Source organism: Arthrobacter sp. P4_F10 (genome assembly GCF_056401435.1).
This window is the reverse complement of the sequence record NZ_JBFUJJ010000001.1, coordinates 476,351-490,506: the sequence shown is the minus strand read 5'-3', so window position 1 is coordinate 490,506 and position 14,156 is coordinate 476,351. Positions and strand designations below refer to the sequence as shown.

At 66.3% G+C, this 14,156-nt stretch carries 10 protein-coding genes and 1 tRNA gene; 9 read left to right on the top strand and 2 right to left on the bottom strand.

The features are described from left to right. The first annotated feature begins 181 nt into the window (after nt 1-181). Nucleotides 182-892, top strand: coding sequence for a TetR/AcrR family transcriptional regulator (locus AC1DR1_RS02260; protein ID WP_476992122.1), 711 nt, complete (start codon nt 182-184; stop codon nt 890-892). Nucleotides 893-1,160: 268 nt separating this feature from the next. On the opposite strand, the gene AC1DR1_RS02255 is transcribed toward AC1DR1_RS02260, so the two are convergent. Then, nucleotides 1,161-3,035, bottom strand: a complete 1,875-nt coding sequence (locus tag AC1DR1_RS02255) for a hypothetical protein (protein WP_476992121.1) — start codon at nt 3,033-3,035, stop codon at nt 1,161-1,163. A gap of 114 nt (nt 3,036-3,149) precedes the next feature. Here AC1DR1_RS02255 and AC1DR1_RS02250 point away from each other — a divergent pair, with 114 nt between their 5' ends. Continuing rightward, complete coding sequence (locus AC1DR1_RS02250) at nt 3,150-3,638, top strand: hypothetical protein (RefSeq protein ID WP_229994282.1); 489 nt, start codon at nt 3,150-3,152, stop codon at nt 3,636-3,638. Between the two features lie 308 nt (nt 3,639-3,946). On the opposite strand, the gene AC1DR1_RS02245 is transcribed toward AC1DR1_RS02250, so the two are convergent. After that, nucleotides 3,947-4,029: transfer RNA gene (locus tag AC1DR1_RS02245), tRNA-Leu, on the bottom strand. Nucleotides 4,030-4,413: 384 nt separating this feature from the next. Between AC1DR1_RS02245 and AC1DR1_RS02240 the strand changes: the two genes are divergently transcribed. Genes AC1DR1_RS02240 through pknB form a run of 7 tightly spaced genes read left to right on the top strand, consistent with a single transcriptional unit; the run spans nt 4,414 to nt 14,137 of the window. After that, the gene (locus AC1DR1_RS02240) at nt 4,414-5,163 is read left to right on the top strand and encodes an FhaA domain-containing protein (protein ID WP_476992120.1); all 750 of its coding nucleotides are present in this window, start codon (nt 4,414-4,416) and stop codon (nt 5,161-5,163) included. Next, nucleotides 5,160-5,642, top strand: coding sequence for an FHA domain-containing protein FhaB/FipA (locus tag AC1DR1_RS02235; protein ID WP_091560792.1), 483 nt, complete (start codon nt 5,160-5,162; stop codon nt 5,640-5,642). Before AC1DR1_RS02240 ends, AC1DR1_RS02235 begins: the two co-directional genes overlap by 4 nt. A 2-nt stretch (nt 5,643-5,644) precedes the next feature. After that, nucleotides 5,645-7,420, top strand: a complete 1,776-nt coding sequence (locus tag AC1DR1_RS02230; protein WP_364746654.1) for a PP2C family protein-serine/threonine phosphatase — start codon at nt 5,645-5,647, stop codon at nt 7,418-7,420. Further along, entirely contained in the window at nt 7,417-8,865 is a 1,449-nt protein-coding gene (locus AC1DR1_RS02225) for an FtsW/RodA/SpoVE family cell cycle protein (protein ID WP_229996075.1), read from the top strand. The genes AC1DR1_RS02230 and AC1DR1_RS02225 overlap by 4 nt, the downstream gene beginning before the upstream one ends. Further along, nucleotides 8,862-10,319 carry a peptidoglycan D,D-transpeptidase FtsI family protein gene (locus tag AC1DR1_RS02220; protein ID WP_229996076.1) on the top strand — a complete coding sequence of 486 codons (1,458 nt, stop codon included), beginning with the start codon at nt 8,862-8,864 and terminating at the stop codon, nt 10,317-10,319. Before AC1DR1_RS02225 ends, AC1DR1_RS02220 begins: the two co-directional genes overlap by 4 nt. Continuing rightward, a complete protein-coding gene (locus AC1DR1_RS02215; protein WP_364746651.1) occupies nt 10,316-12,154 on the top strand; it encodes a protein kinase domain-containing protein in 1,839 nt (612 codons plus the stop codon). Before AC1DR1_RS02220 ends, AC1DR1_RS02215 begins: the two co-directional genes overlap by 4 nt. Nucleotides 12,155-12,160: 6 nt before the next feature. After that, nucleotides 12,161-14,137 (top strand): Stk1 family PASTA domain-containing Ser/Thr kinase, encoded by a 1,977-nt coding sequence (gene pknB / locus AC1DR1_RS02210; RefSeq protein WP_229993505.1) that lies wholly within the window; start codon nt 12,161-12,163, stop codon nt 14,135-14,137. Nucleotides 14,138-14,156: the final 19 nt, after the last annotated feature.

Genomic DNA, 14,156 nt, shown 5'->3' with positions numbered 1-14,156 from the left:
GATGTCCTCCCCGTGGCCGCTAGAGTGATGCCGACCACTAAATGAATGCCGTTCATTTAGAATGATAGACCTTTCCAACGCTTCAGGGAAGACCCACTGCCTGGTGAATTTCGCCCGTAAAGTTGGGGGCAGAATGGGCGAAGTCCCGGAACCGACAGCAGAGCTAGAAGAGAGGCCCGGAATGACGGCAGCAACCAGCGTCCCCGCCGATCCGCACAGCCCGGCAGACCAGCACGGCCCCGTCGCCAAGCCCCGCCGCCGCGTGGGCCGGCCCGCCGCAGCCGTGCTGGACCAGGACGGCATCACCGCGGCGGCCCTGCAGCTGATTGGCAAGAGCGGCTACGAAGGCTTCACTATGGCTGCCCTGGCCAGGACCCTCAACGTGGCCCCCTCGGCGCTGTACAACCACGTCTCCTCCAAACGGGACGTGCTGGTGCTCGTCCAGGACCACTTGACCTCTTTCGTGGACGTCGCCGCGTTCGAGGCCGGGCCCTGGGAGCAAGCGGTGAGGGACTGGGCCTGGAGCTACCGCGATGTCTTCTCCAAGCACACGCCGCTGATCCCGGTCATCGCCGTACTCCCCGTGACGGATGCACCCAAGACGCTGGCCATGTATGAGGCCGTCAGTGCCGGTTTTAGCCGCGCGGGTTTTCCCCAGGAGCGCATCATCCCGGCCATCGTGGCGTTCGAATCGTTTATCTTTGGCTCCGCCTACGACGTCACGGCACCGGGGGACATCTTCGATTCCGGGACCATGGCCGCCTCGACGCCGCATTTCACCTCTGCCGTCCAGCGTCTGGCCGAGGACAGCCATGACAAACCGGCCGACGTCGCCTTCAGCCTGGGACTTGAGGCACTTCTCGCCGGACTCGGGGCGCTGCGGGCGGCCTAGCGGTCCGTCGCCGGGCAGGCAGTTCGCCGGCAGGCAGATTTCCGCCGCGGGTTTCCCCACCTTCAACGGCACGACGCCGCCACATGCCTGCGGTTCGGTGCAACTCGCCGGCCCGAGCCTGCAAAGATGGGGATAGCCCGACGCCGGACTACAGCTGGACGCTAAACAAGGGAACCCCGGTCCGAAGACCGGGGTTCTTTCAATTGCGTGCGCGGGGGATTTGTACCCCTTCGCGGCGTGCCGTTGCAATGGCCGGGGAGGCCTGCGGTCAGCGGGCGAAGTACGCTCCGCTGGTCTGAGTGACGGTCGTATAGCCGAGCCGGGAGCCTGTGACACGGACGGTAATCCTTTTATCCCGGTCGGCCGTCCGGACCTTGTAGGTCGACTCTGTTGCGCCGTAGATCGGGACGCCGTTGCGCAGCCAGCGGTACTTGAAGGCAGTGCCCCAGGTCCAGGTGCCGGGCTTCGCGGTCACCACTGTCCCGGCCTTGACGGTGCCGGCGATCGTCGGCGTGGCCGAGCTCAGCGCCGCAGCAGCCACCTTCGCCGTAGTATCGGTCGTCTGGGTCTTCAGGATCCTGCCGCCCATCGTGGACGTGACCTTGACGGAGATTTTCTTGCCGAAGTCGCCGCCCACCAGTGTGTAGTCCCGGCCGGTGGCCCCGGCGATCGGGACGCCGTCGCGCACCCACTGGCGGGTCTCTGTCATTCCCGGGGCATAGCCGGACCAGGTGCCGGTGGAGACGGTGAGCTTCTCCCTCACTGTCGCGTTGCCCCGGATGGCCGGGGCTTTGGTCTGGGTCGGGTCCGGCGCGGTCACGGGCTTGGGCGCGGTGACCTTTGCCCAGGCGGTGGTGTATCCGGGAGCGGTGGCGGTCGCTATGAGCGTGACCGTCGTCCCAAGCTGGGTCATGTTGGGGGTGAACGTCGGGCCGGTGGCCGATACCTTCCCGTCCGGGGACTGCCAGTAGTAGATGACGGTCAGATTTTCGGCAGGTTCGGACCAGGTGCCGGCCGTCGCCGTCAACGCCGTGCCAATCACGGCGGTACCGGTCAGGACCGGCTTGGTGACGTTCGTCAGCGGCTTCAGCTCAACCTTCGGGGGCTCCGGGGGCGCCGGGATGACCGTGCCCGCGGCCGGGGGGACGGTCACTGAGTTGGAGCTGGCCTCGAGCCCGCCAGATTCGGTCACCAGCTCCAGGGTGTGGCCCTGGTCCTCGGCGGTGATCGTATAGGTCAGTCCGGTAGCGTCGGGAATCCAGATGCCGTCGCGCGTCCACTGGAAGCGGTGCTCATTCCAATCGCTGGTGTTCCGATCGGTGTGGTCAAACCAGCGAAGGTCGACAGCGGTGAGGACGTCCCCCACCTCGGTGCCGCCGGTGACCACAGCGCCGGGCCTCTCGGGGGTGAAGGTGCCGCGGCTGGCTGCGGAGGTCACGGTGACCGGATCGAGGCCGGCGGCGTAGCCGGTGACCCGGAGGCTGAGCAGCCCCGTCGGGCCCCACGTTGTCCTATCAAATCTTGGGGCGGTTGCACCAGGGATGGGCGAGCCGTCACGGAGCCACTGATACTGGAACTGGACGCCACTCGGGCCCCAGTCCCCCAGTTGGGCGACGACGACGGGCCAGTATTCACCCTCTTCTGCGCCCAGGGATTCGAAGCCAACATACCCCGCCCGGACCGTCGGAACGGCGCCGGCGGCGTCCGTGACCGGCGGCGTCTTGGTGGACTGGACGGTGGTTGCCTTGTACTCCGGAGCACGGCCCGTGGTCTTGACCCGGATGCCCTTTCCGAGGTCCGACCTGGTCAGCCGGTACGTGGTACCGGTGGCGCCCAGGATCGGTACGTCGTTGCGCAGCCACTGGTGCGTGAGCGTCGCATCGGAGGGGTCCCAGGCGCCGTCATAAACGGTGAGGGTGTTGCCGACCAGCAGGGCGCCCCCGATAATCGGCCGCGGGCCGGCAACCGGGCTGTTGACCATCACCGGCTCCTGGCTCCCGTCCGGCCCCGTGCAGAGCTTGACCGAATCAACGATCGGGCCGCAGGACGGCAGGAAGCCTGCGTGCGCCGGAACGGCGAAACCGGCCAGCGACAGGGCGGTAAGGGCCCCGGCGGCGCCGAGACGGATGGCCTTCTTGTTCAATTGTTCCCCCCAGGGTCAGCGGGCCGGTCCCCCCGGCCCTGTTGCTGATAGTAGTGCCCTGCCTGCTGTTTTCGGCGGTCACCGTGGGGGCGGACGACGTCGGCGGACAGATCAATGTCAGGACAAACCCTCACAGGGCGTCAGCCACACCCAGAGCCACGCCGCAACACAACCAATTCCATCATTACCGCCGCACCCCAGTGGTACCGCAACGGAACTCCGATCAAGGGTGCGACATCCCTGGGGTATCAGCCTGTCCCGGCCGATGCCGTGCTTAGCTTCAAGGCCGGCCCCGGCCTCATCCATCCGGCCGTACAGTCCGCGAAAATCGGCCCCGGCACGTTCCCCCTGGTGGCGACGCCCATCATCAAGGGCACACCCAAGCCCGGATCCACCCTGACCGTGCATGTCGGGGGCTGGCAGCCGACGCCCTCCGCCTTCGCCTACCAGTGGTACCGCTCCGGCGTCAGGATTCCGGGCGCTACTGCGAAGTCTTACAAGCTCACCGCCTCCGACGCAGGCAAGACCATCATGGGTAAGGCGACCGGTTCTAGGACCGGCTTCAAGACCACCGTCTTGGCTTCGGTGCGGGCACTCAGGTAACCGGACCGCGGCACGCAGACATGAAGAAGCCCTCCCGCGCAGGTGACAGCCGGTGCGGGAGGGCTTCGGTAGTGGGCGGCCTGTTCGACCGCGGCGCCGGCCAGGACAACCTCGGGGGCACATCGCGGCCCGTGACGGACTGGACCGGCTCGCCGTCAAGCCAGCGCTTGTGCGCAGTCATCGCACTTCTGGTCTTGAGCCAGCCCCGTAGTCGTGTCGCGTGGGCGAAACCTGACGTCGCGTGGGTTAGTCGCCTGGGGTTAAACGAAAGAACCCCGGTCCGAAGACCGGGGTTCTTTCGATTTGCGTGCGCGAGGGGGGATTTGAACCCCCACGCCCTTTCGGACACTGGCACCTGAAGCCAGCGCGTCTGCCGTTCCGCCACTCGCGCGCAACTTCTTCCACTCGGATAGGGCCGGTTTCCCGGACCGCCAACCTCGTAAAAGCAGCGAGATCAAGCATAACGGACAATTGCGCGAAAACACCAATCGAGCCGGACAGGTCCCGGATTGCGGTGTATTCCCGGCCAGTCATACCCGGTCGCCGGACGTCACGTCGGCGCCCGCCGGGCCAGCCGCGGAGGCGATGTCCGCGCACGTCAGGGCGCAGTCGGCGCATATTTCGACGTCGGCCCGGCGGCGTCCGTTGAGGCCATTCCCAGACACGCCCAGTAGTATCTGATGTAGGAGTGTCTGCTGAGCGCGGGCTCGCAAAAGTTGGAAACCGAGTTCCGGAACGAGCGCTGCTCTGCAGCCAACAGGAAAGGAGAAGGACCATGGGATTGCTGGACAAAGTCGAGCGCGGCATCGAAAAGGCCGTCCGCGGAGTCTTCTCCACCGGTTCTCGCGCCCAGGTTGAGCCTGTCGAGATCGCGAGCCGGCTCCGCACCGAGGTCGACAACAAGGCCATCACAATCGCCGCGGGACGCACCCTGGCCCCCAACGTTTTTGACGTCCTTCTTAGCAGCGACGACTTCCAGCGCGCCCAGGAATGGGGCACACCCCTCGCGGAAGAACTGTGCGACGTCGTCATTAACCATGTCCGCAGCCAGGGCTACACCCTTCAGGGGCCGGTCCGGATCAGTTTCCGCCGCGATGAAGAGCACCGCGCCGGGGATTTCGACATCTCCTCGCGGACCGAGAAATCCAACGCCCCTTCCGCCCCTGCGCAGCCGGGAGTTCACGGCAACTTACCGGCGGCCCCGACACGCCAGCCGGCACAGCTTCAACCCGTCCTGGACATCGACGGCCAGCGCTACTCGCTGAACGCGCCGTCGATCGTCCTCGGCCGGTCCTCGGAAGCAGACATCCTCATTGACGACACCGGTGTTTCGCGCCGCCATCTGGAAATCCGGACCGGGCCTGGTACGGCCCAGGCGATCGATCTCGGCTCCACGAACGGCAGCTACGTCGACGGCCAAAAGATCGTGGGCAGTTCGGAACTTGCTGACGGCGCCACGATCATGATGGGACGGACTAAAATCATCTTCCGCCTACTGCCCGCCAACACAGGCGGCCGCGCATGAGCGAACTGACCATCACGGCCCTGCGTTTCGGGTTCCTTATCCTCCTGTGGGTGCTGATCTTCAGCATTGTCTCTGCCATGCGCCGTGATCTGATGATCGGCCGCAAGGCGGCGGCCGGGGCCCCGACGGCACGCCAGGTACGCAAGAATCCGGCCCTCGCCGAGCCCCCGCCCGCCCCCGTCAAACAGCAGGCCCGCCAGCTGATCGTGACCGAGGGACCACTGAAGGGCACCACCATCCCCCTCGCGGCAAGCCCCATCCTCCTTGGCCGGGCACAGGAGGCCACCCTCGTCCTGGAGGACGACTACGCCTCGGGCCGCCACGCCCGCCTGTTCCCGCAGGGCAGCCGCTGGTTCATCGAGGACCTCGGCTCCACTAATGGCACCTATCTGGCAGACCAGCAGCTGACCCGGGCCCTCCCGGTGGAGCTGGGCGTCCCCGTGAGAATCGGCAAGACGGTCATTGAATTGAGGCCGTAGCCGTGGCTGCCCCGGATCGCCCCGCAGACAGGGCCGAAGGCAAAACAACGGCCCCGAAGCGGCCGCTCATCATGCGCTACGCCGCGCGTTCAGACGTCGGGCGCATACGCGCCAAGAATGACGACTCCGCCTACGTGGGCCGGCACCTCGCCGTCGTTGCCGACGGCATGGGTGGCCATGCCGGCGGCGACGTCGCCTCCGCCGCGACCGTCCTGGACATGATCCACCTGGACCATGATGACTACGACGGCGAGGCCGGCACCGTCCTCGCCGACGAAATCCAGACGGCAAACTCCCTGCTGTCCGAGCTGGTCCACATCAATCCCAAGCTCGCCGGGATGGGCACCACGGTCACAGCCCTGCTCCTGGCCGAAGGCAAGCTCCACTTCGCCCACATTGGCGACTCCCGGGCCTACCGGCTGCGCGACGGCGAGTTCGAACAGGTCAGCATCGACCACACCTTTGTCCAGCGGCTCATCGACGAGGGCCGCCTGCGCCCCGAAGAGGCCGAAACGCATCCACACAAAAACGTCCTCATGCGCGTGCTGGGGGACGTCGATGCCAGCCCGGAGTTGGATCTCGACACCCTGGCTGTCCAGGCCGGGGAACGCTGGTTGCTCTGCTCGGACGGCCTGAACTATGTAGCCGGCCACGTCGTTGAGCGCACGGTTCGGGAGACGAAGGATCTGAACGAATGCGCCGAACTGCTGATTGAACTGACGCTGGAGGCCGGCGCCCCGGACAACGTGACGGTGGTGGTGCTCGACATCGCCGAGCCGACTCGCGACGACGTCCGGACCGCCGCCGTCAACGTCGTACCCGCGTCGGCCGCAGGGACCTCGGCGACCGCCGCGGCAGCCGGACGGCTGACCGGCAGCACGATTGGTGCCACGACGTCCGCCGGTGAGTCCGCGAAGAAGGACCACTCCGGCAACGACGCCGGGGCCGCTGCCCGGGCTGTGGCCGGGGATGCGTCAGGCCCGCGGCCCGCCGACCCTGCCCCTGGAGCCCCGGCCGACGGCACGCCGGCCACTGCCGCGCAGAAGACTGCCGGGAGCAAGGAACCCGAGACCACCACCGACCCGCATCTGGGCGAACACCTCTCGGCCGAAGTCCTGCGTGAAGAACTCTCCATGCGCCCCCACGAACTCGTCGGGGCCGCCGCCGCAGCAGCGGAATCAGGGTCCATTCCGTCTATAGCCGGACGCACCGTGGCCCGGCGCGCGGCCACTGTACTCACGCACAAGTCGGAACAGGACCGCGAGGACACCGAGGACTTCAGGCCCACCGGACGGCCGCGCCGCTGGTTCACGGTGTCCATTGCCGCCGCGATCGTCGCGCTGCTCGCCGTGGGCCTGTGGCTTGGCTACGCCTGGACCCAGACGCGCTACTACATCGGCGAGCACGATCAGCATGTGGCCATCTTCAACGGCGTCTCCCAACGCCTCGGGCCCATCCAGCTTTCCACTCTCGAAGCGGTGACCGATATCAAGATGTCCGACCTTCCCGAATTTTCGCAGCAGCGGGTGCGTCAGACCGTGCCCGCCCGCGATCTCTACGACGCGCAGCGGATCGTCAAAAATCTGGAACGCACCGGCACCACCGCCCCGGCCGATGAATGCCTCACCCCGTCCCCCGCAGCGACGGCCGCCGGCGCCACCCCCGGCGCAACGGCCAAGCCAGGCTCCACGGCAACGCCAAATGCCACGGCCTCCCCTGGAACGGCCAAGCCGTCACCATCCGCCACCCCGACTACGAATTGCGAGGGGGCCAAATGACACCCATCGACCCCGTGCCCAGGCCACGACGCAACGTGGAGCTGGTCCTCCTGATCCTTGCCCTCGCCGTCGGGATTGGAGCCCAGGCCCTCGTGGGCGTGGACCGGCAAAAAGCGTTCGATACCGACTTCTGGTTCCAATCCAGCCTCCTGGCAGCCGCCGCCCTCGCCTTTCACGTGGTGTTGCGGATCCGCGCAAAATATGCCGACCCGGTAATACTTCCGCTCGTGGTGGCCCTCAACGGGCTGGGCCTTGCCATGATCCACCGGCTGGACAGGGTGGGCGAGGACACCGGCAACAACCAGCTGCGCTGGACGCTGGTGGCCATGGGGGTCGCGATCGCAGTCATTTGGTTCCTCAAGGACCACCGCATCCTGCGACGCTTCACCTACATTTCGCTGGCCATCAGCGCCGTGCTCCTCATCCTTCCGCTGGTTCCCGGCGTCTCGGCCGGAGAAATCCTGGGCGCGAGCGTCTGGATCAAGATCGGTTCCATGACGTTCCAGCCGGGTGAAATAGCCAAGATCACGCTGGCCATCTTCTTCGCTGGATATTTGTCGTCGAACCGGGACCTGATCCTGCTGGCTGGCCGCAAAATCGGCCCGGTGCAGTTCCCGCGGTTCAAGGACATGGGCCCTATGCTCACCGCCTGGCTCGTGAGCATCGGCGTGCTGATCTTCCAGCGCGACCTCGGCTCCTCGATCCTGTTCTTCGGCCTGTTCCTCGTCATGATCTACGTCGCCACGAGCCGCATCAGCTGGGTGATCATCGGCCTCGTGTTGATTATCGTGGGTGGCTTCATCGCAGCCCGCGTGTTCTCACACGTGGCCCTGCGGATTGACGGCTGGGTCAACGCCTTCACCGATGAGGTCTACGGCCGGCAGTTCGGCGGCAGCCTCCAAATTGTCGAGGGCCTGTTCGGCATGGCCAACGGCGGCCTGGTCGGCACCGGCCTCGGCCAGGGCCGACCCAACCTCGTCCCCTTCGCCAACAGCGACATGATCATCGCCTCATTCGGTGAGGAACTCGGGCTGATCGGCGTCTTCGCGATCGTCCTGATGTATCTGCTGCTGTTTACCCGCGGCTTCCGCGCCGCGCTGGGCACCCGCGACGCGTTCGGAAAGCTGCTCGCCACCGGGCTCTCCTTTGCGATCGCGCTGCAGTGCTTTGTGGTGATCGGCGGCGTCACGCGCCTGATCCCGCTGACCGGACTTACGACGCCGTTCCTCGCCGCTGGCGGGTCCTCCCTCCTGGCGAACTGGATCATTGTGGGCTTGCTGCTCATGATTTCCCACTCCGCCCGCGGTCCAGTGGACACGACGCCGCTGCCGCCCGGCCAGGAACCGGGCGTGAGCCGGAAACTGCCCGCAATGCCGTCCAAGCCGGCCCCGGACCACCCCCGAACCAGTCCCGACGCACCCACCGAGGCGGTGAAACAGCTATGAACCAGGCCATCCGCAATTCCTGGCTCGCCGCGATCGCAATGTTCGTGCTGGTCTTCGGTGCGCTCAGCTACGTGCAGGTGGTTGGCGCCGACGAGCTCAAAGCCAACGCCTGGAACAGGCGCGCCATCCTCCAGAACTACTGCAACGACCGCGGCGCGATCATTGTCGGCGGCAGCCCGGTGGCAGAGTCCGTTCCCGCCACCGAGAGCTGCAAGTTCCAGCGGACGTACTCCCAGCCCGAGCTCTACGCCGGCGTCACGGGGTACTTCTCCAAGAACTACGGGCTCACCGGACTGGAGAAGTCCATGAACGATGTGCTGGCCGGCAGCTCGGACCAGCAGTTCCTGGACCGGGTGGGCCAGTTGTTCCTCGGCAACCAGCCCAAGGGGGCGTCCGTGGAACTGACCCTGGACCCCAAGATCCAGAAGCTTGCCTATGACCTGATCCCGGACGGCCAGCGCGGGTCGATCGTGGTCACCAACCCGAAGACCGGCGCGATCCTGGCCATGGTTTCCAAACCGTCCTATGACCCCAACCTGATTGCCACCCAGGACGCGGCCGCCGAACAGGCCAATTACAACGAGCTGAACCAGATCCCCGGGATCAACCTCAACCAAAATGTCAGCGGACCCACGGGCGAGCTGCTGGCACCAGGTTCGGTGTTCAAGCTCATTGACACGGCGGCGGCGCTCAATTCGGGCAAGTACAACAAGGACAGCGTCCTGCCCAACCCGGCGGAAATGCCCTTCCCCGGCATCGACTACACGCTCCCCAACTACGCGGGAGGCAACTGCTATACCCGTAGCACGGCGTCGTTCGCGTTCGCACTGCAGCAGTCCTGCAACACGCCGTTCGCCAGCATCGCGCTGGATTTGAAGCAGCAGGCCATTGCGGACCAGGCGGAGAAGTTCGGCTTCGGACAGGACTTCGGTGACCAGCTAAAGCTGGACAGCGCCCCGAGCTTCTTCCCGACCGAGCCGCTGGACGACGCCGGCCTGGCGCAGTCCTCGATCGGCCAGCGGGACGTCCGGGCAACCCCGCTCCAGATCAACACGATGACAGCCGCGATCGCCAACGACGGGGTGCAGATGCAGCCGAACCTGATCAAGGCCGTGCGCGCCCCTGACCTGCGGGCGATCAACGAACCGAAACCCCAGGCCCTGCGCACCGCCACGACTCCGGAGATCGCACGGCAGATCAACGAGTGGATGGTCAGCGTCGTCGACGACGGCATCGCCAGCCGTGCGGCTGTGCCCGGTGTCCAGGTGGCCGGCAAGACCGGTACCGCCGAACTCGGCAACGGCCTGAACAACTCATGGTTTACCGGGTTTGCCCCGGCAAATGACCCGCAAGTGGCTGTCACCATCGTCATGGAAGGCGTAGACATCACCACAGGCGCAAACCTAACCAGTCCGAACGCGAAGAAGATTTTTGAGGCGGTGTTGAATAAGTGAGGCCTACTTCGGGAATCACCCTCGGCGGCAGATTCCAGCTGACCACGCGCATTGCGATCGGCGGCATGGGAGAAGTCTGGAAAGCCAAAGACCTGATCCTTGGCCGCATTGTCGCCATTAAGGTGCTCAAGGAGGAATACACCGGTGACCCCGGGTTCCTGCAGCGCTTCCGCGCCGAAGCACGCCATACCGCCCTGCTGAACCACGTGGGCATCGCCAACGTCTTCGATTACGGCGAGGAGGAGGGATCGGCCTACCTGGTCATGGAACTGGTTCCGGGCCAGCCGCTGAGCAGCATCATCGAGCACGAACAGGTGCTTTCCCCGGACCGCACCCTTTCGATGATCGCGCAGACAGCGCGTGCCCTGGCTGTTGCCCACGCGCAGGGCCTCGTGCACCGCGACGTCAAGCCGGGGAACCTGCTCATCACCCCGGACGGCCGCGTCAAGGTCACCGACTTCGGCATTGCGCGCCTGGCCGATCAGGTTCCGCTGACCCAGACCGGCCAGGTGATGGGCACGGCCCAGTACCTGGCACCGGAACAGGCCACGGGGCAGACTGCCACCGGGGCCTCGGACATCTACTCCCTTGGCGTGATCGGCTACGAGTGCCTCACGGGCCACCGGCCGTTCTCCGGGGAATCCCAGATCGCCATCGCGCTGGCCCAGGTCAACGACGCGCCGCCGCCGCTGCCTGACACGCTGCCCAGGCCGGTCCGCGCCCTGCTGATGTCCATGCTGGCCAAGGATCCGAAGAACCGCCCGGCGGACGCCATCAAGCTGTCCGAGGCAGCCGAGGCCATCCGCAACGGTGACATCTCCGCCGCACATGCAGCTGTGCCGGGCATGCTGCTTTTCGAGGCAGCCACCGGGCCCATCACGGCGCCCGTCGACGTCCCCACAGCGGCCACCAGCGTCATTGGCTCCAGCGCCGCGGAGGACAAGTCGACGTCCGCAACATCCGCGCTGCCCGTCGTTGGCGCTGCAGGTGCCGGCGCGGCGGCCGGCCTGGCAGCCGGTGCAGCCGCCGCCAGCGGCTACGGCGCCCGCAACGCGCTCAACCGCGCCGATGCCCTCGCGGCCGAGCGGAGCTGGGTGCAGGAAGAGGAAGCGGAAGATTACGACGAACCGGAGGAAGAGCCGAAGCGCCGCGGACGCAGCCCGTGGACCTGGCCGCTTATTGCGCTGATCCTGCTGGTGGTGTTCGCCCTGGTCGGTCTGGTCGTGAGCCAGGCCGGAAATCTGTTTCCCTCGCAGGCGCCGGCCAGCAACAATGTGACCTCCAGTTCTGCGAAGCCGAGCAGCGCCACCCCCTCGGCGTCGTCCGCGTCCGCGTCCGAGACCCCCACCCCCACGCCCAGCTCCGCGACACCGACCGAGTCCACCCCGGCAGCGGTCAACCTGATCCCGGATGCCTATTTGGGGAGGCCCTTCAACGATGTCCGCAACGAGCTGATCGGCCAGGGGCTGCAAGTCACCGGCGTCGAGGTGGTCAACGAGGCGACACCTGGCACCGTCACCAACATTGACCCTTCCGGTCCGGTCCAGCCCGGCACCACCATCACCGTCAGCTACTCCAAGGGACCGGAAATGGTTTCCGTCCCGTCCATCAAGGCAGGCTCAAGCGAGGCCAAGGTCCAGCAGGCCATCCAGGACGCCGGGCTGCGCTGGGCCAAGGGAGCCGACGTCAGTCCCACGAACAAGAACGAAGATCCCGGAACCTTCGTGAGCTCGGAGCCTCCTTCCGGGTCCAAGGTGCCCGCCGGCAGCGTTGTGACCTATCACCTCGCCGAAGCCACCGCCACAACACCTTCACCTACCAAGTCCGGACCCTAAAGAATCATGAGCAATACACCCCGCACTCCGTCGCACAGGGAGGAACGCCCGGCGAACACGCAGCGCGTCCTCAGCGGGCGCTATGAGCTGGGTGAGCTGATCGGCCGTGGCGGCATGGCGGATGTTTTCCGCGGCGTCGATACCCGGCTGGGACGTACAGTGGCCGTCAAGCTGCTTCGCCCTGACCTGGCCAGGGACCCCCAGTTCCAGGCCCGGTTCAAGCGCGAGGCCCAGGCTGTCGCGGCACTCAACCACCCTTCGATTGTGGCTGTCTTCGACACCGGGGACCACGCGGTCCCCGGTGACCACGACGACAGCGTCCGTGTGCCCTACATCGTGATGGAATTCGTTTCCGGCAAGACGATCCGCGATCTGGTGCGGGCCAAGGACGTCACCATCGATCAGGCGATCGACTTCACGCTGGGCGTGCTGTCCGCGCTCGATTACAGTCACAAGGCCGGAATCGTGCACCGCGACATCAAACCCGCCAACGTGATGTTTTGCCCGGATTCGAACAGCGTCAAGGTCATGGACTTCGGGATCGCCCGGGCCATGGCGGACTCCTCGGCCACCATGACGCAGACCCAGGCAGTCGTGGGGACCGCCCAGTACCTGTCCCCCGAACAGGCACGGGGCGAAACCGTCGATGCACGGAGCGATCTCTACTCCGCAGGATGCCTTCTCTATGAGATGCTGGCCGGCCGGCCGCCGTTCATCGGCGACAGCCCAGTCTCCGTGGCCTACCAGCACGTGCGTGAGATCCCGGAGCCCGCCAGCAGCCTCAACCCCGAGGTCTCCGCTGCGCTGGACAGCGTGTTGATGAAGGCCTTGCAAAAGAACCGCGCGGACCGGTTCCAGGACGCGGCCGCCTTCCGCCGTGCCCTGCGGGCCGCGCGCAGCGGCGTTCCGGTGGCAGCACCGGCCGCCAGTGAAGCCCCCACGGACCCCACCAACGCCGTTCCCCGGCATGACCCCCTGGCGCCTACGGCAGCGTTCACGCTGACCGGGGCCAAGTTCCTTGACGATTCCCCGGGCGGCCGGCTGCGGCCCGCTGAAGAAACGCCCGACGACGAGCAGTTGCTGCAGCCCGCAGACACCGAACTTTATGACACGGACGACACCGGCAGCCTGCCCCTGGTGCTGCCGGTCGAACGCGAGCACACGCCGCGCCAGAAGTCGCGCCGCCGCACGTGGATCGCGACCCTGGTGGTCCTCACGATGCTGGTATTGGCCGGGGGCGGTCTGTGGCTCTACAACCTCATGAACCAGGCCCCGCCGCAGGCAACCAAGGTTCTGGTTCCCACGGTGACGTCCCTGACGGAATCAGAGGCCCTGCAAAGGCTGTACAACGCCGGCTTCAAGCCACAGCTCCAACGGCTGCAGCACGAGAGCATCCCCAAGGGCGCAGCCATTGGCACGGTGCCGACGTCGGGAAGTTCCATGGACGCCAACTCGGACATCATCCTCAATATTTCCGAAGGCCCCAGCGCGGTCACCATCCCCACCGACCTCCCAGGCCGGACGGAGGCGGCGGCCCGCGATCTCCTGCACCAAAAGGGACTGACCGGGTCCCTCACCACCAAGATGTCCAACCACCCCACGGTCCCTGTCGGCATTGTCATCACCACCAACCCGGCCCCGGGACAAATTGTGGCCGTCGCGGACACCGTCGAAATCGTCGTCTCCACCGGGAAGGTTGCTGTGCCCCAGCTGATCGGGCTGCCGCTGGCGGAGGCGGAGGCGAAAATGACGGAGCAGGGTCTGAAGCTCAACGTCACCGAAGTGGAGAATTCCCAGGTGGCCCCGGGCAAGGTGACAGGCCAGGCCGATGCCGCGGATTCGCTCGTGGAACAGGGTAAGACCATCACCGTGACCGTGGCGAAGGCGCCAGCGCCGCCCCCCTCACCGACGCCCACGCCCACGCCAACGCCCACCAAAACCACGACAAAGGAGGGCGCGGTCCTGGACGGACTGTTCCCCTAGGCCGGGCGGGACAGCGGGT

Bases quoted from the DNA above. Each gene is read 5' to 3' on its own strand.
- AC1DR1_RS02225 (WP_229996075.1), top strand. From the start codon at position 7,417: ATGACACCCATCGACCCCGTGCCCAGGCCACGACGCAACGTGGAGCTG.
- AC1DR1_RS02240 (WP_476992120.1), top strand. From the start codon at position 4,414: ATGGGATTGCTGGACAAAGTCGAGCGCGGCATCGAAAAGGCCGTCCGC.
- AC1DR1_RS02235 (WP_091560792.1), top strand. From the start codon at position 5,160: ATGAGCGAACTGACCATCACGGCCCTGCGTTTCGGGTTCCTTATCCTC.
- AC1DR1_RS02250 (WP_229994282.1), top strand. From the start codon at position 3,150: ATGTCAGGACAAACCCTCACAGGGCGTCAGCCACACCCAGAGCCACGC.
- AC1DR1_RS02260 (WP_476992122.1), top strand. From the start codon at position 182: ATGACGGCAGCAACCAGCGTCCCCGCCGATCCGCACAGCCCGGCAGAC.
- pknB (WP_229993505.1), top strand. From the start codon at position 12,161: ATGAGCAATACACCCCGCACTCCGTCGCACAGGGAGGAACGCCCGGCG.
- AC1DR1_RS02220 (WP_229996076.1), top strand. From the start codon at position 8,862: ATGAACCAGGCCATCCGCAATTCCTGGCTCGCCGCGATCGCAATGTTC.